Origin of the sequence: Parvibaculum sp. (assembly GCF_045863935.1) — a bacterium.
In the GTDB taxonomy this organism is placed as follows: domain Bacteria; phylum Pseudomonadota; class Alphaproteobacteria; order Parvibaculales; family Parvibaculaceae; genus Parvibaculum.
On record NZ_BTVP01000045.1, the window covers coordinates 1 to 22,451 of the forward strand.

Sequence of the window (22,451 nt, forward strand, 5' to 3'; positions counted from 1 at the left end):
GCCGTGCTTCTCGTTCATTTCGGCCTCGGCTTTCCGCTGCCGCTCGGTCTCTGCCTCGCGGTGATCGCGGCGTCCGCCTGGCTCAACGTCTTCCTCACGCTGCGCTACCGTTCGGCGACGCGCCTTCCCGACTGGCAGGCAGCCGTCTATCTCGCGATCGATCTCGCCCAGCTCGCGGTGCTGATCTTTCTCACCGGCGGCCTCGAAAATCCCTTCGCACTTCTTTTCATGGCGCCGGTGACGATCTCGGCGGCGACGCTCTCGCTGGCGAGCACCGCCCTCCTGCTTCTGCAGGCTTTCACCTATGTGACCCTGCTTGCATGGTTTCATATGCCATTGCCCTGGCGGCCCGGCGAAACGCCCCAACTTCCCGAGCTCTATGTGACCGGCCACTGGCTTGCTCTGCTGCTCGGCCTCGGCTTCATGGCCGCCTATGCATGGCGCGTGTCGCAGGAATCGCGGCGCATGTCGGCGGCGCTTGCGGCAACGCAGCTCGTTCTCGCCCGCGCGCAGCGCCTCTCCGCGCTCGATGGTCTGGCCGCCGCCGCCGCCCATGAACTCGGCACGCCGCTCGGCACCATCTCGCTCGTCTCGAAGGAGTTGATGCGAGGAAAGATGAGCGAGCAGGAGATGAAGGAAGACCTGGCCCTGCTCAACAGCCAGGCCGAGCGCTGCAAGGACATTCTCTCGCGCCTCTCGAAAAGGCCGGACGGCACAGACGTGATCTATTCGCGCCTGCCGCTTCACGCGCTGCTCGATGAGGTTGTGGCGCCGCATCGCGACATGGATGTCGCCTTCCTCATCGAAGTGGTGGCCGACGACGAGGAAGCGAGCGAGCCCGAAATATGGCGGCGCCCCGAAATGCTCTATGGCCTGGGCAATTTCATCGAGAACGCGGCCGACTTCGCCCTTGAGGAGGTTCACCTCGCCGCACACTACGATCGCGACCACGTCACCGTCATCATCACCGATGACGGGCCGGGCTTTGCGCCGGACGTGCTTGAAAAGCTCGGCGAGCCCTATGTGACGACGCGGCCGCGCAGCAAGCGCGCAAGTTCGGACCCGGAGGGCGGGCATGAGGGGATGGGCCTCGGCTTCTTCATCGGCAAGACGCTGCTTGAGCGCACCGGCGCGACGGTCGAGATCGGCAACCGCAGCGACGGCAAAGTGGGCGCGCGGCTTGCCATGCGCTGGCCGCGCCGCGCCATCGAGGCCGAGCCCGCCTTTCCCGCGCCGGCCGAATAATCGAGACGCAGACCGTTTTCCAGGCAAGTGGAAACACCTGCCGGTTCGGAAAACGGTCAAAACTGTAAGCGACGAGCAGATTTCCATGATCCGTTGGAATCGCATCGCGTTTCCAACGGATCATGATCTGCTCTAGCTTGGCTTTAGGACCCCCTTCGGCCTAAACTCCCGCAAATCCGACGGAGACTGGACGACGTGACCAAGACAGAAGATGCCTCCGGGGCCGAAGCCCCCGTCATACCCGAAGACCGCACGCTCCTCCTCGTGGACGACGACGTGCCATTCCTGACGCGGCTTGCCCGTGCGATGGAGGGGCGCGGCTTCGAGGTAACGACGGCGAACACGGTGAAGGACGGCAAGGAGCTTGCCCGTGCGAAGAAGCCGGGCTTTGCCGTGGTCGACATGCGGCTTGAGGACGGCAACGGCCTCGATGTCGTGGCGACGCTCGAGGAGGTGCGGCCCGACGCACGCATCGTCGTGCTGACGGGCTATGGCAACATCGCCACTGCGGTGACGGCGGTGAAGCTCGGCGCGGTCGACTATCTCGCAAAACCGTCCGACGCCGATGCGATCGAGGCGGCGCTTCTGGCGACCGGCGGCGACAAGGCCGATCCGCCGGAAAACCCGATGTCGGCGGACCGCGTGCGCTGGGAACACATTCAGCGCGTCTACGAACTCTGCGACCGCAACGTCTCGGAAACCGCGCGCCGCCTCAACATGCACCGCCGCACGCTGCAGCGCATCCTCGCCAAGCGCGCGCCGAAGTAACTCTCACGCCGGTTCCAGAAAGCGGTGCACACGCCGCGCCGAGACGCGGGCGGCGTGGAGCGTGAGCTTCTTGCGCCGTGCGGGCGCGAGCGGTGTGACGGGTCCTTCCCGCAGGATTTCCGCGCCGTAGCGGTCGGCGACGACAAGGCCGACAGTCTCGGGGATGATCTCGCGCGGAAACTCGGGCGGCACGGCGAAATAGAAGCGGTCGCAGAAATCGAGATACTCTTCCCACTTCGCGTCCGTCCGGTAGTCGATGAGGCTCGACTTGATTTCGAGCACGGCGATCTCGCCCTTCGGCCCGAGCGCGAGAATATCGACGCGCCGTCCCGTCGCGAGCGTGAGTTCGGTCACGGGCGCATAGCCCATCTGGGCAAGAAGGCGGCAGACGCCGCGCTGCACGCTTGCCGCCGTCGCCGACTGCCGTCCGTCGAAGAGACGGAACTCGTCCATCTCCATGTCGGGCAGGTCTGGAAGATCGTCTTTCGCCATTCCGAAACCTAAGCTTCTATTCCCGCCTGGCGCAACGCCTCGTCGAGAAAGCTCACGCGGCGCATTCCCTCGCGCGGATGGCCTGCATTGCTGCCGATGGCAAGCGAGCAGGCGGCATTGACCGCGACGGCCATGCGGAAGCGGTGCATGTCGATCGCGCGGCCCGAAACCGCCGCATAGGAACGGAAGATCGCATCGCGCATCGGGCCCGGATTGTCGAAGTGCCGGAAGTCTTCTTCCGGGAAGCCTGTGCCGGCTTCCGCGAAATCGACAAGCGCAACGGGAAGGCCCCGCGCGGAAAGCACATTCGATAGATTGAGGTCGCCGTGAAGTAACACGCGCGGCGCCTCCTCCATGCTCCACATGTCCTTCAGCAGTTCAAGCCGCGCGCGAAGGTCGGGATCGCTGATCCGCGTCATCGCTTCTGCGATGCTGCGAAGGCCCGGGCTGCCGAGCTTTTCGGCCTCGTCCATGCGCGCCGCGGCTCTTTCGTGGAAATGCGCAAGCGCCGAGCCGATCTCCTCGCCAAGCCGCTCGCGCTCTTCCGCTTTCAGCGCGTAGAGCCTTCCTTCATCGACGGCCTTTCCCTCGAGCTTTTCGAGGCGCAGCCAGCCCGCAAGCGGCGGCCCCGAGAACCCGTAGGCATTCTCGAAGCGTCCGGCATCGAGTAGGCGCGGCAGGCGTGGCGCGGAACCCTGAAGCCCGTCGAGAAGCCGCAGGGCCGCCGTTTCCCGGTAGTGCTTGCTCTCGCCCGTGCCGAGGCCGCCATTGCGGCGCACGAGTTTCAGCACGCTGCCATCGCCCAGATCGTGGACGCTGCCCCAAAGGCCTTCGCCGAGCAGGGTCCATGGCCCCGCCGGAAGGCCGGGAACGTCGCCGGCAATCGCTTCGTGAAGATCGGTCATGGGGCCGCACTCTACCAGCCGCATCGGGAAAGGCGGCGTGAAAAAAGGGCGGCTCGAAAGCCGCCCTCAAGTTGTTCCCTCTGGAGAGGACCCTTCGGGAAATTACTCTGCCGCCGCGCTCTGCATCGGGTTCTTCTTGTTGGCGAAGTTGACCGTCTTCAGGAACTCGATGCCCTGCTCGGCAATGTCGTCCCCGACCATGCGGTCGTCTTCGTTCTTCAGTTCTTCCATGTCGACATAGGTCGCATAGAAGGAGCGGGTGCGATCGGTAATGATGCCGGCCTTGAGCAGCGTCTTCACGAGCACGCGGAAGATGTTCGCCGCGTCCTTCATGCCCTCGCGCCGGTCTTCATCTGTCACCGCTTCGAGCATCTCGAGCTGAACTTTCTGCCAGTCGAGGCCGAAATCGGCATAGATGAGCTTCTTCTGCTCGGGGTTCACGAGATTGAAGAGAAGTGTCTGGAAAACATTCGCCGCCCAGTCCTCGATGATGTCGCGCTCTTCGGGGGCGAGTTTCGGGATCGTGCGGTCGGCCCAGATCTTGCCGAACTTGTGATGGAAGGCTTCGTCCGTCATGGCGAGCTGGCAGAGCTTCACGAGAAGCGGGTCGCGCGCCGTGTTGAAGAAGGTCGCGAAGGTGCCCATCGCGAGCCCCTCGACGAGCAGCTGCATGCCGACGATCTTCTTGTAGACCTCTTTCGCGTTGACCATCTCGGCGAGAAGGTTCGCAAGCGTCTCGCCGCAGGGCAGCGGCTTGCCGAAGCGCGACTGCACATATTTCGCGAAGGCCGTCACGTGGCGCGCCTCTTCGCGCGCCTGGTTCGCGGCATATTCCTGTGCGCCCGGATCGAGCAGGATGTGGCAGAGCGAAGCGGAGAGATTGAGCGCTCCCTGCTCGCCATGCAGGATCGCCGACATCATCCAGCGCGCGGTTTCGTTGACGAAACGCACCTTCTCCTTCTCCGAAAGCTTCTCGAAGGAGGGAAGCTTGAGTTCCGGAACGAGTTCCGGATCGATCAGCATTTCGTTTTCGAGATCGAAGGGCTCGGCGAAGTCGATGTACTTCTTGTCGAGCGGATCCCAGAAATGGTCGTGGGTCGCCGAGATGATCTTGTCGAACGCCGAGGAGCGGCGGTTGTAACGCTCCGTGTTCATCATCGCCTGGAAGTCGTCCGGCGAGACGGCGTCGTAAGCGTTGTCCTTCGTGATCTGGCGCGGTTCGGTCATGTATCTCTCCACATTCATTGGCCGTCGGTCCCCCACGGAACCCGGTCAATTTCCTTAATCGAAATGTGGGTATTTGTGCGCTGCACAAGCAACGCAAAAATGACGCCTGCGTCACTTTTGCACAGGATGCGGGAGGAGGGCCGGCGCATGGCGAAAACTCGACAACGCAGAGCCGCTTCTGTATGACTCGCCGCCCTTCGCCCCGGGGCAAGCCCCCGGATTTCCTCAGATGTATTGCTGTGGCCTGAGCGCCGCGTTCTCCCGCGCCCGGCCAGACGGATACGAGGTGACTTGATGTTTATCGGTCTCGACTTCGGGACGACCAACAGCGCGCTCGCGGTTGCCCCCGCGCACGGCCCCTCCCGGCTCTTGCCTGTTCGCCACGCGAACGAACTGCTTCCGACCTTCCGTTCCATCCTCTATTTCGACGAGGAGGAGCGCGATGCGAACGGCCGCCCCCACGCCTTTGCCGGCCCCGCCGCCATGGATGCCTATCTCGAGCGCGGCGCGGAAGGCCGGCTTGTCCAGTCGGTGAAATCCTGGCTCGCCAATCCGAACTTCACCTCGACCAGCATCTTCAACAGCCGCTTCACGCTCGAAAACCTGGTCGGCTTCATCGTTGCGCGCATGATCGACGCGGGCGAGGAGGGCGAGGCGCTGGCCGGCAAGATGGCGTCGAGCCCGGTTGTCGTCGGCCGGCCGGCGCGCTTCGTGCGGAACAGTCTGGGCACGCCGGACAGCGAGCACGACGAGCTTGCCGTCTCGCGCCTGCGCGAAGCGCTTTACGCCATCCGCATTCCCGACGTTCATTTCGAGTTCGAGCCGGTCGCCGCGGCGCATGCCTACGAAGCCTCTCTCGACACGGACGAACTCGTGTTGATCGGCGATTTCGGCGGCGGCACCAGCGACTTCTGCCTGCTGCATGTCGGCCCCGGCATGCGAAAGCTGAAGGAGCGTGGCGAAACGATCGTCGGCGTCTCCGGCGTGGGGCTCGCGGGCGACGCTTTTGACGCGCGCCTCATCGAACATTGCGTGGCGCCGCGTCTCGGCAAGGGCACGTCCTACAGGAGCGGCGGCAAGGTTCTGCCCGTTCCGTCCTGGCCCTACGACACCATGAGACGCTGGCATGAGCTGAGCCTCATCAACACGCGCAAGACGCGGCGCATGCTCGAAGAGATCGGGCGCACGGCGGATGCGGCGGATGAGGTGGAGGCGCTCTCGCGGCTCATCGCGGAGGAGCGGGGTTTCGCCCTCTACCGCGCGGTCGAGGCGGCGAAGGTCGCCCTCTCCAGTGCGGACGAGGCCAGGCTCCGCTTCGATCTCGCACCCGTCGGGATCGACGCGCGCGTGACGCGCGCCGAATTCGATCAATGGATTGCGCCGGAGCTTGCCGAAATCGCCACCTGCGTCGACCGGCTTTTCGAAGAGACAGGAACGGCGCCGGAGAGGGTCGACCGGGTCTTCCTCACCGGCGGCACCTCCTTTATCCCGGCCGTCCGCGCCCTCTTCGCAAGCCGCTTCGGCGCGGAAAAGCTGGCGGGCGGCGGCGAATTGACCTCCGTGGCGACGGGTCTGGCCCTGGCCGCAAGGCAGCGCTTCGGCGACTGACTGGGCCCCAGGAGTCGCTTTTCTCAAAAAATGACGCATCCGTCATTTTCAAGCCTTGAAGCCGGTGCTAAGCTCGCTCACATGGAAAAAGTGACGCGGCCGTCATTTTGCGTATGACGGGTCCGTATTTTCCGCTATGCTTGCCGTAACGGAATAACAGGAAGCCGGATTAAGCCGGAGGAGGAAACAGATGAGCGACGCAGCGGTAAAATACGAGGCCGACGAAGCGCGCGACGCAGCCTATTCGACCCCGCTCGAGCAGATCGACGTCGCAGACCCGCTTCTCTTCAAGAACAACACGATGTGGCCCTACTTCGAGCGCCTCCGCAGCGAGGCGCCGGTGCATTACTGCACGACCAACGAGGAAGTCGGACCCTATTGGTCGATCACGCGCTACAAGGACATCATGGCGGTGGACACGAACCACCAGGTGTTCTCGTCCGAAGGCAGCATCGTGCTGCGCGACCAGGACGAGGACTTCAAGCTTCCGATGTTCATCGCCATGGATCCCCCCAAGCATGACGAGCAGCGCAAGACGGTAAGCCCCATCGTCGCCCCCGCGAACCTCGCCAAGCTCGAGAGCACGATCCGCGAGCGCGTCGGCAATATTCTCGACAATCTCCCGGAGAACGAACCCTTCAACTGGGTGGACCGTGTCTCGATCGAACTGACGACGCAGATGCTCGCGACGTTGTTCGACTTCCCGTTCGCGGAACGCCGCAAGCTCACGCGCTGGTCCGACGTGGCGACCGCCGCGCCGATGCCGGGCGGTCTCATCGAGACCGAGGAAGAGCGCCGCGCCGAGCTTCTCGAATGCGCCGAATATTTCATCGGTCTGTGGAACGAGCGTGTGAATGCGCGCGAGCCGGGCAACGATCTCATCTCCATGCTCGCGCATGGCGAGTCGACCCGCAACATGGACAAGATGGAGTATCTCGGAAACCTGATCCTCCTCATCGTCGGCGGCAACGACACGACGCGCAACTCGATCTCGGGTGGTCTCCTCGCGCTGAACCAGTTCCCGGACCAGTATGCGAAGCTGCAGGCGGACCCTTCCGTCATCCCGAACATGGTGGCGGAAATCATCCGCTGGCAGACGCCGCTCGCCTATATGCGCCGTACCGCGACGCAGGATGTCGAACTCGGCGGCAAGACGATCCGCAAGGGCGACAAGGTCGCCATGTGGTACGTCTCGGGCAACCGCGACGAGACTGTGATCGAAAACCCGAACGAACTCGTGATCGACCGCGATCGCGCGCGCCAGCATCTTTCCTTCGGCTTCGGCATCCACCGCTGCGTGGGTAACCGCCTTGCCGAGATGCAGCTCCGCATCACCTGGGAAGAAATCCTGAAGCGCTGGCCGGATCAGCGCATCGAGGTTCTGCAGGAGCCGCGCCGCGTGCACTCGTCCTTCGTGAAGGGCTACGAGGAACTCATGGTCGCGCTGCCGAAGCGCAAGCACTGACACGACCGAACGACACGAACGATCGAGCCGGGCCGGAGAAATCCGCGCCCGGCTTTTTCGTGCCCGCACGGCAAACAGGCAGAACAAGAAAAGAAAAAGGGCGGCGCCCGAAGGAGCCGCCCAGTCTGTCGAGGGATCGCGTTGAGGGAACGCTACGCCCGCTTTGTTGCGAGGCTTATTCGGCCGCCGAGATCGTCACTTCCTTCAGCGCGTCGATATTGGCGCCGAAGTTGATCTTCTGCAGATAGCGGATGCCGTCTTCGGCAATATCGTCGCCGACCATCCGCTCGCCTTCGTGGCGCAGCTCTTCCATGTCCACATAGGTGGCGTAGAAGGCCTTGGTGCGGTCGGTGATGATGCCTGCCTTGAGCAGCGTCTTGATGAGCACGCGGAAGATGTTCGTGCCTTCCTTCATGCTCTCGCGACGGTCGTCGTCGCCGAAGGCTTCGAGCATCTCGAGCTGAACCTGCTGCCATTCGAGGCCGAACTCACCGTAGATCGCCTGCTTCTGCTCGGGGTTCACGAGGTTGAACAGCAGCGTCTGGAAGCACTCGGCCGCCCAGTCCTCGATGATGTTCTGCTCTTCTTCCGACAGGTTCGGGATCGTGCGGTCGGCCCAGATCTTGCCGAACTTGTGATGGAAGGCTTCGTCCGTCATCACGAGCTGCGTGAGCTTCACGAGAAGCGGATCGTTCGACTTCGCATAAAGCGTCGCGAAGGCGCCCATGGCCAGGCCCTCGACCAGCATCTGCATGCCGACGATCTTCTTGTAGACCTCGGGTGCGTTGACGATGTTGGTCAGCAGGCCGCCCAGCGTCGGGCCGACGGCCAGCGGCTTGCCCCAGCGCGCCTGAACGTATTTCGCGAAGGCGGTCACGTGCCGGGCTTCTTCGCGGGTCTGGTTCGCGGCATATTCCTGCGCGCCCGGATCGCGGAGAATGTGGCAGAGGCTTGCCGAAAGCGCCAACGCGCCGGCTTCGCCGTGCAGGATAGAGGAGAGCATCCAGCGGGCGCTCTCATTGCCGAACTTCACGCGCTGTGCCTGAGAAAGCTTTTCGAAGCAGGGCAGCTTGAGTTCCGGCAGAAGCTCCTCCGGCATCACCATCTGGTTTTCGAGATCGAAGGGCTCCGTGAAGTCGATGTACTTCACGTCGAGCGGATCCCAGAAATGGTCATGAGTCGCGGAGATGATCTTGTCGAAGGCGGTGGAGCGCGCGTTGTAGCGGTCCACTTCCATCATCGCGGGAAAATCGTCCGGCGCGACGGCGTCGTAGGCATTGTCTTTGGTGATCTGCCGAATCTCGGTCATCGGGTCCTCCAGAGGGGGCGGCTATTGCCGCCGAAAACAAAAAGCGCCGGCTTCGAGGGCATGCTGCTCCCTGCCGGTCTGTCTCTTTGGGATCAGAATAAGAAGCACTGCCGCTGGGTCAAGAAGAAAATGACGGGGGCGTCAACTTTGTGGCGCGGTTAACCAGGCGGGCAAAAAGCGGCTGCACTTCGCGGATTCGCACTACGCAACTGTTACAAATCGCCGCTGCTTGTGGTATTTGATGAACGTGGGACGACCGGTCCGGACTGGCAGCGCGGGGAAGCGGCGCGTGCTGGAAAAGCGAGAGATCGGCGTCTTGGGAGGGGGCATAAACCCCGATGAAACAAGAGGTGGCGCGCCTGTGGCCGCTGCTGGCGAAAATCGGGGATAGGCGGCACTCAAGCGCCGCTCCCGTCATGGGAATGTGACGGACCTGTCCTCCGGAAGTGTTGAGACCGGCCCCGGCCAAAGGTGAAGGCGGAGTTCTTCCGGCTTTCGCCATCTGTGCCCCGGGCGCGGCGTGCGATGTGCAACGCTGCCGTTTTGGCCCCGTGGGGAAAGCGGCAAGGGAGATGGGTGCTGTCGATGGTTAAGTTGCTCGAAAATATTGTTTTCCGGCTCCGCTTGGTAATTCTTCTGGGGCTGCTCGTCTTCACGGTTCTCACTGGCTTCTATGCGCTTCAATTGCGCATGACCGCCGGCTTCGACAAGCAGCTTCCCGTCGGGCACGAATACATCCAGACCTTCACTGAATATCGAGAACAGCTCTTCGGCTCGAACCGCATCATCGTCGTGCTGGAGCCGAAGGAAGGCGACGTCTGGACGAAGGATTTCTTCAAGGTCTACAAGAATCTGACGGACGATATCTTCTTCCTGCCCGGCGTCTCGCGCCACACGGTGACGTCGCTCTGGACCCCGAACACGCGCTACATCGAAATTACCGAAGACGGCATCAGCGCCGACGACGTGATCTCGGGCAAGGTCACCGCGGATACGATGACGCCGCAGAATCTCATGAAGATTCAGAGCAACGTGATCCGCGGCGGCTTCGTCGGCCGCCTGGTCGCCGACGATTTCGGTTCGGCCATGGTCGTTGCCGAATTGCAGGACTTTGACCCTTCGACAGGTCAGAGCCTCGACTATTTCGACCTCGCCGCGAAGCTCGAGGCGCAGATCCGCAACAAATACGAAACCGACGAATACACCGTCCGCATCATCGGCTTTGCCAAGCTCATCGGCGACATCGCCGACGGCGCGAAGACGGTGGTGTGGTTCTTCGCGCTTGCCTTCGCCCTGACGGCGATCGCGCTCTATCTCTATGCCCGCTCCATCGTTCTGACCGGGGCGACACTCTTCGCCTCGCTGACATCGGTGGTCTGGCAATTCGGCCTGCTCACCTTCCTCGGCTACGGCCTCGATCCGCTGGCCGTTCTCGTGCCCTTCCTGATCTTTGCCATCGGCGTCAGTCATGGCGTGCAGCAGATCAACGTCGTGACCGCCGAGATCGCGGAAGGTGCCGATGCCGAGACGGCGGCGCGGTCCGCCTTCTCACGGCTCTTCGTTCCGGGCTCCATGGCCCTCGTCACCACCTTGGTGGGCTTCGCGACGCTCTACCTCATTCCGGTGCCGATGATCCGCGAACTTGCAATCACGGCCTCGATCGGCGTGACCCTCAAGGTCGTCACCAACCTCATCATGCTGCCGCTTCTCGTCAGCTACCTGAAGTTCGGCGAAGACTTCCGCGCGCGTGTGCACAGCTCACGCGAATTCCGCCTGGGGATCATGCGGTCGCTGGGTTTCGTCGCCAACCCGAAGATTGCGCCCTTCGTTCTGCTGGTAGCGACGGTTCTCTTCGTCATCGCCACACAGCAGGCGATGAACCGGCATGTCGGCGCGCTTCACGCCGGTGCGCCGGAATTACGGCCTCAGGCGCGCTACAATCTGGACTCGACGTCAATCGCGCATGACTACGCGCTCGGCCTCAACGTTCTGATCGCCGTTGTGGAGACGCCGCCGGACAGCTGCGTGACCTATTCCTACATGAAATATCTGAACCAGTTCTCCTGGCACATGCAGAACGTGCCGGACGTGACACTGGTGGCCTCGCTTCCCTTCGCCATCAAGGGGTCGGCCGCCGGCTGGAACGAAGGCAACCTGAAATGGAAGGAAATTCCGCGCAACCGTCCCGCGCTCGCCCAGGCGGCGAATACGGTGCCAGGCGCGAACTCGCTCTATAACCAGACCTGCACCATCCTGCCGCACAGCTTCTACCTGCGTGACGCCAAGGCGACCACGATCAAGGCGGCGGTGAATGCCGTGAAGGAATGGCGCGAGAAGAACCCCATGGAAGGCGTCAACATCCGTCTCGCCTCCGGCAACATGGGCGTGCAGGCCGCGGTCAACGAGGAGATCACCGAGACCGAACTTCCGATGATGATGTGGGTCTACGCGGTGATCGTCGCTCTCGTCATGCTCACCTATCGCGACTGGCGCGCAGTGATCGCCTGTTGTCTTCCGCTCACCTTCGGCACCTTCTTCGGCTACTGGTTCATGGAGGTTCTGCAGATCGGTCTCACCGTCGCAACGCTGCCTGTGATGGTGCTCGCGGTCGGCATCGGCGTCGACTACGCCTACTATATCTACAACCGCGTGCCCTACTACATGGGCGAAGGTCTCACCGTCAGCGACTCCTTCCGGCAGTCGCTGCAGGAAGCGGGCATGGCGACCTTCTTCACGGCGCTGACGCTCGCGGTCGGTGTGTCGACCTGGGCCTTCTCGGACCTCAAGTTCCAGGCCGATATGGGCTTGCTGCTGGCCTTCATGTTCATGGTCAACATGATCATGGCGGTAAGCGTATTGCCGGCGCTTGCGGTGACGCTCGAAATGCTTGTCCCGCGCAAACGCCCGGTCGCCCGCGCAAAGAGCGCGCCGGTGCACTGACGCTCACACGCGTCATTTGAAAGCTAGAAAGGCCGCCGGTTCATCCGGCGGCCTTTTTACTGTGGGTCATTTGCTTCATGCGTGTTGCGCCCGCGGCACTTTCCTGCGCGGCAAACGCGGGTACAATCCATCGGACAAGGGAGAAACTCGATGCGCGACTTCCTGTCCCGAACGCTTTGGCCGCTGATTGCTCTGGGAGCGCTCACGCCTATCTATCTCGGCATGATGGCTGGGCATGGCGTCCTCGCCTTCAACATCTCTTATCTGGGGCTGGCCCTCTGCATCGCCCTCATCGAGCGTGCCATGCCGCATGAAAAGCTCTGGCTCGCGAATGACGGGCAGATGGGCCCCGATCTCGCGCATACGGTGCTGAGCAAGGGCATCGCCCAGGTGATCGTGACGGTGATCGTTTTCATGGGCATCGCCGAATGGCTGAAGCCGAATGGCGGGCCGCTCTGGCCGGAGACCTGGCCGCTCCTCGCGCAGATCGCGCTCGGCCTCGTGGTCGTCGAGGCGGGCCTCTACTGGAAGCACAGGCTCGCCCACGAGTGGCCCTGGCTCTGGCGCTTCCATGCCGTGCATCACAGCGTGACGCGGCTCTGGTTCTTCAACACCGGGCGTTTTCACGTCGTCGATACGGCGACGGGCCTCTTGGTCGGCATGCCCGTGCTGCTGTTGCTGGGCGCGCCGCAGCCCGTCCTGCTCATGGTGAGCGCGGTGACGGCGGTCATCGGCATGCTCACCCATTGCAACATCGAGATGCGCTGCGGTCCGCTCAACTACGTGTTCAACACGCCCGAGCTGCACCGCTGGCACCACTCGAAAGTGCTCGACGAAGGCAACAGGAACTACGGCGAGAACCTGATGCTCTTCGACATGATTTTCGGCACCTACATCAATCCGCCGCGCCGCCCGCCCGCCGGCATCGGCATCGACGCGCCGATGCCGCCGGATTTTCTCGGCCAGTTGAAGGCCCCCTTCACGCGCGCGCCGCTCTGAGCGGTCTCACGCCTCGGGCGTGTAGGCGACCGGCATTTCCTTCAACCCGTAGATGAAATTCGAGCGCATGCGCCGCACCGGTCCGGAGACGTGAATGTCCGGGAAACGGCGGAGCAGTTCCTCGAAAAGCACCTTGAGCTGCAATTCGGCAAGCCGCGATCCAAGGCAGAAATGCTGGCCCGCGCCGAAGCCGAGCTGCGTCGCCACATTGGGCTTCGTGTAGCGCGTCACGTCGAAGCGGAAGGGGTCGTCCCACTTCTCCTCGTCGCGGTTGCCCGAGGCATACCACATCACCACCTTGTCGCCCTTCTTGATCCTCTGCCCACGGATTTCCGTGTCTTCCGTCGCCGTCCGCCGCATATGCAGGACAGGGCTCACCCAGCGCACGATTTCCTGCACCGCGCTTGGAATGAGCGAGGGATCGTCGAGGAGCTTGCGCCGCTCTTCCGGATTTTCCGAAAGCGCGAGCAGTCCGCCCGAGATCGAGTTTCGCGTCGTTTCATTGCCGCCCACGACAAGCAGGATGAAGGTGCCGATATAGGTGGGAAAGGTCATGGCTTCGCCGTTGACCCTCGAATGCGCCAGCATCGAGATGAGATCGGCGCCGGGATTTTCGAGCCTTTGCCGCCAGAGCCCGGCCGCATAGCCTGCCATTTCGAGCACGCATTTCTTCATGTATTCGTCGGAGACGCGCAGCTCCGGATCGTCCTCGCCGACCGTCGCGTTCGACCATTCGAAGAGCTTCGGTCCGTCGCTTTCCGGTACGCCGAAAAGTTCGGCCAGGACTTCGATGGGCAATACGGCGGCCACGGATGAAACGAACTCGGCCTCGCCCGTCTTCGGCAGATTGTCGAGAAGCCGCGTCACGCGCGCGCGAATGCGGTCTTCCATGCCCGAGATGCGCTTCGGCACGAAGCCCGGCGTCACCATGCGCCGGTAGCTCGCATGTTCCGGCGGGTCCATCGAGATCATGCTGGCGTCGGTATCGTTCCCGTCGATATCGTTCTCGTTGAAGATGCGATGCCCGCCATTTTCCTTCGCGGAGGAAAAGAGCTTCGGATTCTTCGAGATCGCCTCGATGTCGTCGTAGCGCGTGATCGCCCAGAAGCCCGTGCTGTCGGCTTCCGGATTCCAGTAGACGGGTTCTTCCGCGCGCAAGCGGCGGAACACGTCGTGATGTTCCTCGTGCAGATAGATATCCGGGCTTTTGAGATCGGGCTTCCCGCCGAGATCGATCGCCTGAGCCTTGGGCCTGAGCATCGGAACATCCTCCCCATTTTCGATTGTTCTTTTGGGGAGAAGCTTACGGCTCTTTCGCCTCCGGCCTCAAGTGACGGGAAATCCAGCCGCCGCTTCGAGTTCCTTCAGCGCCTGTTCCGGCGTCACCACCTTGATGGTCGTCATGCCGAGCGCCCTGGCGGGCTTCAGGTTGATGCCGAGATCGTCGAGATAGACGCTTGCCGCAGCGGAAACGCCGAGCGCGCCGCAGGCCATCTCGTAGATGCGCGGATCGGGCTTGCGGATGCCGGCCTTGGAACTTTCGATCACATGATCGAAGAGCGACATGATCTCCTGAACGGCGGCGGCCTTTTCATGGCTGCGCGCCATGCCGGCGCCTTCGCCGGCGGAAACATTGTTGGTGATGCAGCCGACCTTCGCGCGTTCCTTGCAGCGCTTCAGCGCGGTGACCATTTCGGGCCTGATGTCGCCCGACAGAAGCTCGATGATGTCGCGGCCGGGAATGCGGGCGCCCTTCGCTTCGGATTCGTCCGCGAACAGGCGGTCGAACTCGGCGAGCGAACATTCGCTGCGCTCGAACAGCGCCCAGGCATTCGTGTCGGGATTGGTCGCGTTGATGGAGCGGATGAAATCCTTCGCGAGGCCCCGCTCCGCCTCGTAGCGATTGAACGCCTCGAAGGGGCTCGACGTCAGCACGCCGCCGAAATCCCAGATAACCGCTTCGACCATGCTGCCGCCCTCAGCGCGCCTTGACGAGGCAGTCCTGCCCGGCCGATTTGAGGCTCGAACAGGCCGACTGCGCATCGGCTTTCGTTTCGAAGCCCGCGGCGCGGACACGGTAATAGGTGCCCTTGTCGCCGAGATCGGCCTTCTCGATGTCGAGCGCATGGCCGCCAAGGATCGCGGGGTGCTTCTTCTGGAGCGTGGCCCATGCGGACTTTGCCGCCCCTTCCTCGCGAAGCGCCATGATCTGCACGACGTAAGCGCCGCCGCTCGCCGCGGCAGGCGCGGGTGCAACCGGTTCGGCGGCCACGGTCTTTTCGGGTGCGGGTTCTGCGGCGGCCGGTGCCTCGGCTTTCGATTGCGGGGCGGGCGGCGTGATCGAGATCGGCGCGCTTTCTTCCGGCGCGGCGGGTTCCGCCGGTGCGGCGCTCGCGCGAAGCTCGGGCGCTTCTTCCGCCGGGCGTTCGGCCGTGCCGGGCACGGTTGCTTCGGCTTCGGCGGGCTCGGGGGTCGCCGTGCTTTCCGGCGCTTGCGCCATCTGCGCCGGTGCCGCCGGGGCGGGTGTTTCGTCGGGCAGCGCCGTGATCTCCGGCGAAACGGGCGCAACGCCCGAGCCGCCATCGTTCAGCGACAGCGCCACGATGACGCCGCCGAGCAGTGCCAGGCCCACAAAGGCGCCCGCGACAAGCCGCGCGCGTCCGCCGCCATCCTCTTCCTCGGGCGTGTAGATGATCTCGGGTTCCGGCGGCCTCGGCCGTTCTTCTTCTTCGTCCGTTCCGTACATCTCGGGCCTCTCCGTGGCGAGGCTCGCATAGAGCCCCTGGGATGGACCCTCGCCGGCGCCGATTCCGCTCAAATTCGGCTGCCGCCCGGGCGCGATGGTGACGCGCGAAACCGGATCGACCGAAGAGGGTCCGGCTTCACCCTTGCGCGCAAGCAGGTCGCTCGTCAATGAGGCAGGCTTCTTGGCCATCAGGCGGCGCCTCGGAGAATGCTGTCGGGCGAGCTGCCGGTGGCGCCCCCGGAGAGGAAGGAACCCGAGGTAAGCGGCGAGGTTTCGCGGCCCTTGAGCCGGTCCTCGAGGAAGCTCCAGAGTTCGGCGACCTCCTCGGGCGATTTGGTCGAGGAGCCGATCTCCATGACGGTCCGGCCATCGATCATGCTGGAGGCGAAATCGATTCGCTGGTGCAGGATCGACGGTGCCACGGGGCCGTGGTGTGAGAGAGCGATAACGGCCTCCGTGGTGATGCGGGCGCGGGGAGAGGCGCCGTTGACGGCGAAGACGAGCGGCTTGCCGAGTTCCTCGCACAGCCGCACCGTCGCGCCCGCGGCGCGCAGGTCATGAGGGCTCGGGCGGGTCGGAATGACGATGAGGTCAGCCTGGCCGATCACAAGGCCGATGGTGGAGGTGATGGCGGGCGGCGTATCGATGATGACGAGTTTCACCCCGCCATCCTTCAGCCTTGCGAGGTCGGCCTCGAGCCCCTCGTCGGAGGCGCGCACGAAGAAGGGCCGTTCGGCCTCCCGCGCGTTCCACCATTGCGAAAGCGATCCCTGCGGATCGGTGTCGATCAGCGCAACGGGCCCTGCGCCCCGCCGCTCGGCCTCGACGGCGACATGGCCCGCAAGCGTGGTCTTGCCGGAGCCACCCTTCTGGGACGCAAACGCGATGACATGCATGGCTTAATCCCGATAACCGGCCGCGCGCGACTCCTTCGTCTGCGGCATTCCAAAAAGGACGCACCGGCCGCAATCCGGGAAAGAGCTTTCGCGCTCCCGCGATCCGCCAGCCTGTGCGTGATCGAATATCGAAAAGGCCGAATCAGCCCCCGAGCCGAGAGTAATGTGTGACCCAATCTGGCTCAACATGTGGCCGCGAAAAATGCCTCCACTACCAGAAAATGTGGTGGCGGAGACACATCGAAATGGATCGATGCGTCAGCCCCGCGCCATCTCTGCCGTGATTTTCACCATCGCGCCTGTCAACCGGGCAAGGTCGCCCGGCTCGATGACAAGCGGCGGCGTCGTATAGACGATATTGCCGAAGGGCCGGATCCAGACGCCCTCCTCGACGAAGCGGCGCTTCATCGCGTCGAGATCGCCCATCTTGTCGAGTTCGATGACGCCGATGGCGCCTTTGACCCGCACATCCCGGACGCCGGGCAGCCCGCGTGCGGGCTCGAGTTCGCGCTCGAGCTGCGCGGAGATCGCAGCCGCCTGCTCAAGCCGGGGCTCGCGCTCGAAGAGGTCGAGCGAGGCGTTCGCCGCCGCGCAGGCGAGCGGATTGCCCGTATAGGTCGGCCCATGCATCAGCGCCTTGCCGGCGCTCTCGCCGAGAAAGGCCTCGAACACGGGCGCCCGCGCCACGGTCGCCGCCAGCGCCATGGTGCCCCCCGTCAGCGCCTTCGACAGCGTCACGATATCGGGCACGATGTCGGCCTGCTCGCAGGCGAACATCGAGCCCGTGCGCCCGAAGCCGGTGAAGATCTCGTCGAGGATCAGCAGCAATCCGTGTTTGTCGCAGAGCGCGCGAAGGGTTTTCAGCGTCTGCGGCGAATGAAAGCGCATGCCGCCCGCCCCCTGCACCAGCGGTTCGGTCACCACGGCGGCGATCTCATGGCCATGCGCGCCGAGAAAGGCGTCGAGCGCGGCGGTCTTTTCCGCGTCCACCGGCAACTCGCAGAGGAACTGTTCGGCGATCGCGCCCTTGAAGAGCGTGTGCATGCCTTCGTCCGGATCGCAGACCGACATGGTGGCCAGCGTGTCGCCGTGATAGCCGCCCTTGAAGCTGACGAAGCGTGTCCGTCCCCGCTTGCCATTGTTGATCCAGTACTGCACCGCGATCTTCATCGCGATCTCGACCGAGACCGATCCGGACTCGGAGAAGAACACATGCCCGAGATCGCCCGGCAGCTTTTCCGAAAGCCGCGTCGCCAGCCGGCAGGCCGGTTCATGCGCGAGCCCGCCCAGCATCACATGCGGCATCTTTTCGAGCTGGCGGGTCACCGCCTCGCGGATATGCGGATGGTTGTAGCCATGCGCCGCCGTCCACCACGACGAAATCCCGTCCACGAGTTCGCGCCCGTCGGCAAGCGTCAGGCGCACGCCGTCAGTCTTCACCACCGGCAGCGCCATCGGCGTGGTCTGCATCTGCGTGTAGGGCAGCCACAGATGCGGCGCGCCTTTCACCAACCAGTCGGGTGCGTCGGCGATCAGCGGGTTGGGCGGCGGAATGGACATGGGGCGGCCTCGTGTCGGCTTTTCTTCTGGCAGATAGGCGGGTTGTGCGCCCGATGGCAAGGGTGAAAACCCGCGATTGCAAGCAAAAACGGGCTGGCATAGGATGCCGCCCGGTGCCGCGAAGGGTGCCGCCGTCCGAGAAAGAGGAACTCACCTTCGCCGATCTGCTGAGACGACGCCTCGCGTTCGCATCGCCTTCATTGTTTGCCGTCGCTTCGGACCGACGACAGTCAAACAACAGGAGGATTCCGTGCGAACGGACCCGTCATCCCCCAACACCATCGACGCGCTCGCCGAATACAAGATTCGCGCGAGCAAGCTTCTCAAGGATTTCACCAGCGCCGACAAGCGCCGCGCCTTCCATGCCGCACATCGCCTCGCGTCGCTCTGGCCGGACAAGGACGCGAAAGCGCTTCTTGCCGACAAGGCGAGTATCCAGCGCAAGCATGCGCTTGCCGTCATCGCACGCGAGATGGGATTTCGCGACTGGCGGCACCTGACGGAAGAAGCGCATGTCGAACTCCCGGCCTTCGACACGACGCGCCTCTTCCCGCCGAGTACGGGCTTCTATCTCAATGCCTGGTTCACGACATATGAAGAGGCGCGCGACGCCTTGGGTGCGCGCAAGGACCGCTTCCTCTTTCCCTACAGGCGTCAGTTTGTCGTCTGCGAGGCCGGGCTGCTCGCAAGTCTCGGCATCGACGTGAAGGATCCGGACTGGGACTTGATCGGCCGGGACTGGGCGAAACCGCAGGATGCGCAGGCGCATTACCGCCTGAACCAGAAACTCGCGCGCATCGTGCCGCCCTTGCCGGAGCGGCGCCGTCCGAAGGGAAGACCGTCATGAACAGGGAACGCAGGCGCGATCTCGTCAAGGACTACAAGGAGCGCAAGGTGGCGCGCGGCATCTTCGCCGTGCGTTGCCATGCGAGCGGCGAAGTCTGGCTCGGCGTCGGGCGCAGTCTCGACAATATGCAGAACGGCATCTGGTTCGCGCTGCGTCTCGGCACGCATCCGGCAAAAAGCCTTCAGGCGGCGTGGAACGCGCATGGCGAGGAAAGCTTCGTCTATGAAGTCGTGGAAGAAGTCGATGCGAAGGACATGACGCCCTGGATGCTGCAATCGCTCCTCAAGGAACGCTTGCAGCACTGGCAGGCAGCATGGAACGCCGAGGCGATCCGAACCTGACCGGGATTACTTCTCCGCCGGGCAGCTATGCGCGGGCATGGGCTCGATGCCGAGCTTCTCGAACAGGCGGCGGTCCTTGTCTTCTTCGGGATTCTTCGCGGTCAGAAGCTTGTCGCCGACGAAGATCGAGTTCGCGCCGGCGAGGAAGCAGAGCGCCTGCTGTTCTTCCGACATGAGTTCGCGCCCCGCCGCGAGCCGCACCACCGATTGCGGCATGGCGATGCGCGCCACCGCGATCATGCGCACGAAGTCGATCGGGTCCACCTTCTCGCTGCGGCCAAGCGGCGTGCCCTCCATCGGCATCAGCATGTTGATCGGCACGCTTTGCGGATGCTCCGGCAAGTTCGCGAGCGTCATCAGCATGCCGATGCGGTCGTCCGCGCTCTCGCCCATGCCGACAATGCCGCCCGAGCACACATTGATGCCCGCATTGCGCACGCGCTCCAGCGTGTCGAGCCTGTCCTGATAGGTCCGTGTGCTGATCACATTCGGGTAATATTCTTCCGACGTGTCCACATTGTGGTTGTAGTAGTCGAGGCCCGTCTGCGCGAGGCGGTGCACCTGCTGGCCCGAAAGCATGCCGAGCGTCATGCAGGTTTCCATGCCCATGTCCTTCACGCCCTCGATCATGGCGCAGATCATGTCCATGTCGCGGTCCTTCGGCTCGCGCCAGGCCGCGCCCATGCAATAGCGCGTCGCGCCCGCTTCCTTCGCCTTGCGCGCTTCGGCGAGCACCTTCTCGACTTCCATCAGCTTCGAGGCCTTGAGCCCCGTCTCGAACTTCGAGCTCTGGGCGCAATAGCCGCAATCCTCCGGGCAGCCGCCGGTCTTGATCGAGAGCAGCGTCGACATCTGCACCTGATGCGCCTTGAACCAGCGGCGATGCACGAGCTGCGCCTCGAAGAGAAGATCGTTGAAGGGCAGGTCGAAAAGCGCCTGCAGCTCCTCGCGCGTCCAGTCGTGGCGCACTTCGTCGGGGTCCGTGCGCCGGGCGATGCCGGTCTGCGCGGATTTGCGTTCTTCGATACGGGTCTGGATGCTCATGGGCCGCGGCTTCTCTTGCGATAAGGACGAAAGGCTACAAGTCCGGCAGCATAGGCAGCCTGAGCCCCAATGCAAGATTGCGCATGCTGGCTGTCGGTGTCGCCAATACCCGTGAAATCGTCATGGCCCGGCTTGTCCGGGCCATCCACGCCTGCCCCGGCGAAAGCCGGGGTCTTCCTTTTCTGAATTTGCGGCAAAGACGTGGACGGCCCGAATAAATCGGGCCGTGACGGTGCGGGGGAGAGGTTTCCAATCCGTCGCCTCAATCGCTTCCCCAGCGCCGCAGCAGCGACCCTTGGATCTTCAGCAGCCGGTCGATCAGCGCCCGGTTTCCCGCCACCTCCGCCTGACGCAGCGCCAGCGCCACATCGAACAGCGTCTCGCGCTCTTCGGCGCCCCGGACAAGGCTCCCGACCCAGCCGACCGCCGCCCGCCGCTCCCCCTTCGTCACTTCCGCCACCCGGTGCAGCGTGGTCGAGGGATAGAGCACCAGCGACCCGGCGGAGAGCTTCACGAGGCGCTCGCCCGCCGGTTCCTCGATAACGAGTTCGCCGCCTTCATAAGTGTCGGGTTCGGCCAGAAACAGCGTGAAGGACAGGTCCACCCGCTTGCCGTCCATGAAGGCGTCGTCCGAATGGAGCCCGTATTCCATGCCTTTGGTGTAGCGGGAGAGGAGAATGCGGATGAAGTCGCGGGGGCGCGCCGCCGCGAGGAAGACCTCGTTCTTCATCAGCCGCTTCTCGACCAGCGCGGTAAAATCGGCGGCGAGCCCCTTGGGGCTGGCCTGTTCGTTCCGCTTCACGGTCCGGGCTACCCGGCCCGCCGTGCGGGCCCCGTCCTCGAAGCCGTCCTTCTGCTTGAAGACCGTCCCGGCGAGGCGGAGGTCGGCGGGGGCGAGGACGTCGGCGATCTGGATGAACAAGATGTCGGTTCCATGATAATGCAAAGCGTTTGCAAATTAACCGGCCGCGCGGTAAAGGTCGAGGCCGAGTATCGCGGCCAAAAGACGCTGCCGCTACAGGGACCGCCCCGAAACCGCTGAAGAACCTCCCGAAAACATCAAGGAAGCCCGCCATGAAATACCGGACGAAACTCTGGACCAGCATCAGCGCCGCCGCCCTCATCGCGGCTTCGGGCGCAGTCGCCGGCATGGCCTCGCCTTCCGCGGGCGAAGGCGCGGGCCCGCATGCGGATGCCGCGCCGGGCAAGGCGGTCCCCGGCACCTTCCTCATGGCCGCCGCCGACGAAGGCGGCGAGGGCGGCGAGGGTAGCCAAGGCGGAGAGGGCGGCGAAGGCGGTGAAGGCGGCGAGGGCGGCGTCGATCCCTCCCAGGCCGCAAAGGACCCGGCCGTCTATCTTTCCGCGCTCGACATCATTCGCGCGCATTACCTCGCGGGCGAGGCAATGCTCGATGTGGAAGGCGGGTGGCAGGCGGGCGGCGAGATGTTCGCTCATCCGATCTCGGAAGTTTACATCGACCTCGAACCTGTCTTCGAGGCGCGAGGAGCGGCTCCCTTCATGGACGAGATGACGGAGGCCGTCGATCTCGCCCTTGGCGATGCGCCGGTTGACGAGGTGAAGGCCGCGGCCGGCAAGGTCTACGCCGCGCTCGACGCGGCGGCCGAAAAGGCACCCGCGAGCGGGAAGAGCGCGGCGGCAATCGAGGCGGCGCTCATGGCCCAGATGTTCGACCGCGCCGCCAAACAATATGACAGCGCGACCGGGCCGAACGGCTCGGAAGAAGCCTGGATCGACGGCTATGGCTTCTGGAAGGTCGCCGAAAAGCGGGCCAGGGCGCTCAAGCCGGCACTCGGCAAGGACCACGAGAGCCTCTCGGAAGAAATCGCCAGCGCCGAGGAGCTCTTCGGCAAGGCCTATGCGAGCGTCGAGAAGCCTCGCGAGGCGCCTGTCGAGCCGGGCCCGCTGCTCGCCGCCAGCTCCCGCATCTCCCTGAAAACCGGCAGCTTCTGAAGACAGTCGCCGCCGGGATCACCCTCCCCCTGTGGATTCCTCTGCAAAAGAGGGTAGCGGCTGGCGTTGATTGATGATTCCCTGTTTT

General features: G+C 63.8%; 20 protein-coding genes. 9 read left to right on the top strand and 11 right to left on the bottom strand.

Annotated elements, in window-relative coordinates:
- The coding region (locus tag ACKUUH_RS15000) for an ActS/PrrB/RegB family redox-sensitive histidine kinase (protein ID WP_407950708.1) at positions 1–1,245 on the top strand (1,245 nt) is incomplete at its 5' end.
- Positions 1,246–1,440: 195 nt separating this feature from the next.
- Positions 1,441–2,013 (top strand): ActR/PrrA/RegA family redox response regulator transcription factor, encoded by a 573-nt coding sequence (locus tag ACKUUH_RS15005; RefSeq protein WP_407950709.1) that lies wholly within the window; start codon positions 1,441–1,443, stop codon positions 2,011–2,013.
- Between the two features lie 3 nt (positions 2,014–2,016).
- On the opposite strand, the gene ACKUUH_RS15010 is transcribed toward ACKUUH_RS15005, so the two are convergent.
- The 3 genes from ACKUUH_RS15010 to ACKUUH_RS15020 form a co-directional block, all read right to left on the bottom strand.
- The gene (locus ACKUUH_RS15010; protein WP_407950710.1) at positions 2,017–2,505 is read right to left on the bottom strand and encodes an MmcB family DNA repair protein; all 489 of its coding nucleotides are present in this window, start codon (positions 2,503–2,505) and stop codon (positions 2,017–2,019) included.
- An 8-nt stretch (positions 2,506–2,513) separates the two neighbouring features.
- Positions 2,514–3,410, bottom strand: a complete 897-nt coding sequence (locus ACKUUH_RS15015) for a phosphotransferase family protein (protein WP_407950711.1) — start codon at positions 3,408–3,410, stop codon at positions 2,514–2,516.
- A 102-nt stretch (positions 3,411–3,512) separates the two neighbouring features.
- Complete coding sequence (locus ACKUUH_RS15020) at positions 3,513–4,637, bottom strand: ferritin-like domain-containing protein (protein ID WP_407950712.1); 1,125 nt, start codon at positions 4,635–4,637, stop codon at positions 3,513–3,515.
- Between the two features lie 294 nt (positions 4,638–4,931).
- Between ACKUUH_RS15020 and ACKUUH_RS15025 the strand changes: the two genes are divergently transcribed.
- Positions 4,932–6,245 carry an Hsp70 family protein gene (locus ACKUUH_RS15025; RefSeq protein ID WP_407950713.1) on the top strand — a complete coding sequence of 438 codons (1,314 nt, stop codon included), beginning with the start codon at positions 4,932–4,934 and terminating at the stop codon, positions 6,243–6,245.
- 190 nt (positions 6,246–6,435) lie between these two features.
- Positions 6,436–7,710 carry a cytochrome P450 gene (locus tag ACKUUH_RS15030; protein WP_407950714.1) on the top strand — a complete coding sequence of 425 codons (1,275 nt, stop codon included), beginning with the start codon at positions 6,436–6,438 and terminating at the stop codon, positions 7,708–7,710.
- A gap of 175 nt (positions 7,711–7,885) precedes the next feature.
- Here the strand turns inward: ACKUUH_RS15030 and ACKUUH_RS15035 are convergent, their stop codons facing one another.
- Positions 7,886–9,019 carry a ferritin-like domain-containing protein gene (locus tag ACKUUH_RS15035; protein ID WP_407950715.1) on the bottom strand — a complete coding sequence of 378 codons (1,134 nt, stop codon included), beginning with the start codon at positions 9,017–9,019 and terminating at the stop codon, positions 7,886–7,888.
- A 585-nt stretch (positions 9,020–9,604) separates the two neighbouring features.
- Between ACKUUH_RS15035 and ACKUUH_RS15040 the strand changes: the two genes are divergently transcribed.
- Together ACKUUH_RS15040 and ACKUUH_RS15045 are read left to right on the top strand one after the other, a co-directional pair.
- Entirely contained in the window at positions 9,605–11,959 is a 2,355-nt protein-coding gene (locus ACKUUH_RS15040; protein ID WP_407950716.1) for an efflux RND transporter permease subunit, read from the top strand.
- Positions 11,960–12,109: 150 nt separating this feature from the next.
- Positions 12,110–12,958, top strand: coding sequence for a sterol desaturase family protein (locus ACKUUH_RS15045; RefSeq protein WP_407950717.1), 849 nt, complete (start codon positions 12,110–12,112; stop codon positions 12,956–12,958).
- Between the two features lie 6 nt (positions 12,959–12,964).
- Here ACKUUH_RS15045 and ACKUUH_RS15050 read toward each other — a convergent pair whose 3' ends face one another.
- The 5 genes from ACKUUH_RS15050 to ACKUUH_RS15070 all read right to left on the bottom strand — a co-directional run bounded on the left by ACKUUH_RS15050 (position 12,965) and on the right by ACKUUH_RS15070 (position 18,160).
- A complete protein-coding gene (locus ACKUUH_RS15050) occupies positions 12,965–14,218 on the bottom strand; it encodes a cytochrome P450 (RefSeq protein ID WP_407950718.1) in 1,254 nt (417 codons plus the stop codon).
- Positions 14,219–14,284: 66 nt separating this feature from the next.
- Positions 14,285–14,926, bottom strand: a complete 642-nt coding sequence (locus ACKUUH_RS15055) for an HAD-IA family hydrolase (RefSeq protein WP_407950719.1) — start codon at positions 14,924–14,926, stop codon at positions 14,285–14,287.
- Positions 14,927–14,936: 10 nt separating this feature from the next.
- Positions 14,937–15,893 (bottom strand): SPOR domain-containing protein, encoded by a 957-nt coding sequence (locus ACKUUH_RS15060; RefSeq protein WP_407950720.1) that lies wholly within the window; start codon positions 15,891–15,893, stop codon positions 14,937–14,939.
- Positions 15,893–16,600, bottom strand: coding sequence for an AAA family ATPase (locus ACKUUH_RS15065; protein WP_407950721.1), 708 nt, complete (start codon positions 16,598–16,600; stop codon positions 15,893–15,895). The genes ACKUUH_RS15060 and ACKUUH_RS15065 overlap by 1 nt, the downstream gene beginning before the upstream one ends.
- Positions 16,601–16,858: 258 nt before the next feature.
- Positions 16,859–18,160 carry an adenosylmethionine--8-amino-7-oxononanoate transaminase gene (locus ACKUUH_RS15070; protein WP_407950722.1) on the bottom strand — a complete coding sequence of 434 codons (1,302 nt, stop codon included), beginning with the start codon at positions 18,158–18,160 and terminating at the stop codon, positions 16,859–16,861.
- Between the two features lie 250 nt (positions 18,161–18,410).
- Between ACKUUH_RS15070 and ACKUUH_RS15075 the strand changes: the two genes are divergently transcribed.
- Positions 18,411–19,007 carry a hypothetical protein gene (locus ACKUUH_RS15075; protein ID WP_407950723.1) on the top strand — a complete coding sequence of 199 codons (597 nt, stop codon included), beginning with the start codon at positions 18,411–18,413 and terminating at the stop codon, positions 19,005–19,007.
- Complete coding sequence (locus ACKUUH_RS15080; RefSeq protein WP_407950724.1) at positions 19,004–19,348, top strand: GIY-YIG nuclease family protein; 345 nt, start codon at positions 19,004–19,006, stop codon at positions 19,346–19,348. Before ACKUUH_RS15075 ends, ACKUUH_RS15080 begins: the two co-directional genes overlap by 4 nt.
- A 6-nt stretch (positions 19,349–19,354) precedes the next feature.
- On the opposite strand, the gene bioB is transcribed toward ACKUUH_RS15080, so the two are convergent.
- Together bioB and ACKUUH_RS15090 are read right to left on the bottom strand one after the other, a co-directional pair.
- Positions 19,355–20,392, bottom strand: a complete 1,038-nt coding sequence (gene bioB, locus ACKUUH_RS15085; RefSeq protein ID WP_407950725.1) for a biotin synthase BioB — start codon at positions 20,390–20,392, stop codon at positions 19,355–19,357.
- 262 nt (positions 20,393–20,654) lie between these two features.
- Positions 20,655–21,314, bottom strand: coding sequence for a Fe2+-dependent dioxygenase (locus tag ACKUUH_RS15090; RefSeq protein ID WP_407950726.1), 660 nt, complete (start codon positions 21,312–21,314; stop codon positions 20,655–20,657).
- A gap of 152 nt (positions 21,315–21,466) precedes the next feature.
- On the opposite strand from ACKUUH_RS15090, the gene ACKUUH_RS15095 reads away from it, so the two are divergent.
- Positions 21,467–22,363, top strand: a complete 897-nt coding sequence (locus tag ACKUUH_RS15095; RefSeq protein WP_407950727.1) for a hypothetical protein — start codon at positions 21,467–21,469, stop codon at positions 22,361–22,363.
- The last annotated feature ends 88 nt before the right edge of the window (positions 22,364–22,451 follow it).

Excerpts from the sequence above, each read along its gene's own strand:
- ACKUUH_RS15010 (WP_407950710.1), bottom strand. The coding sequence starts at position 2,505 with ATGGCGAAAGACGATCTTCCAGACCTGCCCGACATGGAGATGGACGAG.
- ACKUUH_RS15015 (WP_407950711.1), bottom strand. The coding sequence starts at position 3,410 with ATGACCGATCTTCACGAAGCGATTGCCGGCGACGTTCCCGGCCTTCCG.
- ACKUUH_RS15020 (WP_407950712.1), bottom strand. The coding sequence starts at position 4,637 with ATGACCGAACCGCGCCAGATCACGAAGGACAACGCTTACGACGCCGTC.
- ACKUUH_RS15025 (WP_407950713.1), top strand. The coding sequence starts at position 4,932 with ATGTTTATCGGTCTCGACTTCGGGACGACCAACAGCGCGCTCGCGGTT.
- ACKUUH_RS15030 (WP_407950714.1), top strand. The coding sequence starts at position 6,436 with ATGAGCGACGCAGCGGTAAAATACGAGGCCGACGAAGCGCGCGACGCA.
- ACKUUH_RS15035 (WP_407950715.1), bottom strand. The coding sequence starts at position 9,019 with ATGACCGAGATTCGGCAGATCACCAAAGACAATGCCTACGACGCCGTC.
- ACKUUH_RS15040 (WP_407950716.1), top strand. The coding sequence starts at position 9,605 with ATGGTTAAGTTGCTCGAAAATATTGTTTTCCGGCTCCGCTTGGTAATT.
- ACKUUH_RS15045 (WP_407950717.1), top strand. The coding sequence starts at position 12,110 with ATGCGCGACTTCCTGTCCCGAACGCTTTGGCCGCTGATTGCTCTGGGA.
- ACKUUH_RS15050 (WP_407950718.1), bottom strand. The coding sequence starts at position 14,218 with ATGCTCAGGCCCAAGGCTCAGGCGATCGATCTCGGCGGGAAGCCCGAT.
- ACKUUH_RS15055 (WP_407950719.1), bottom strand. The coding sequence starts at position 14,926 with ATGGTCGAAGCGGTTATCTGGGATTTCGGCGGCGTGCTGACGTCGAGC.
- ACKUUH_RS15060 (WP_407950720.1), bottom strand. The coding sequence starts at position 15,893 with ATGGCCAAGAAGCCTGCCTCATTGACGAGCGACCTGCTTGCGCGCAAG.
- ACKUUH_RS15065 (WP_407950721.1), bottom strand. The coding sequence starts at position 16,600 with ATGCATGTCATCGCGTTTGCGTCCCAGAAGGGTGGCTCCGGCAAGACC.
- ACKUUH_RS15070 (WP_407950722.1), bottom strand. The coding sequence starts at position 18,160 with ATGTCCATTCCGCCGCCCAACCCGCTGATCGCCGACGCACCCGACTGG.
- ACKUUH_RS15080 (WP_407950724.1), top strand. The coding sequence starts at position 19,004 with ATGAACAGGGAACGCAGGCGCGATCTCGTCAAGGACTACAAGGAGCGC.
- bioB (WP_407950725.1), bottom strand. The coding sequence starts at position 20,392 with ATGAGCATCCAGACCCGTATCGAAGAACGCAAATCCGCGCAGACCGGC.
- ACKUUH_RS15095 (WP_407950727.1), top strand. The coding sequence starts at position 21,467 with ATGAAATACCGGACGAAACTCTGGACCAGCATCAGCGCCGCCGCCCTC.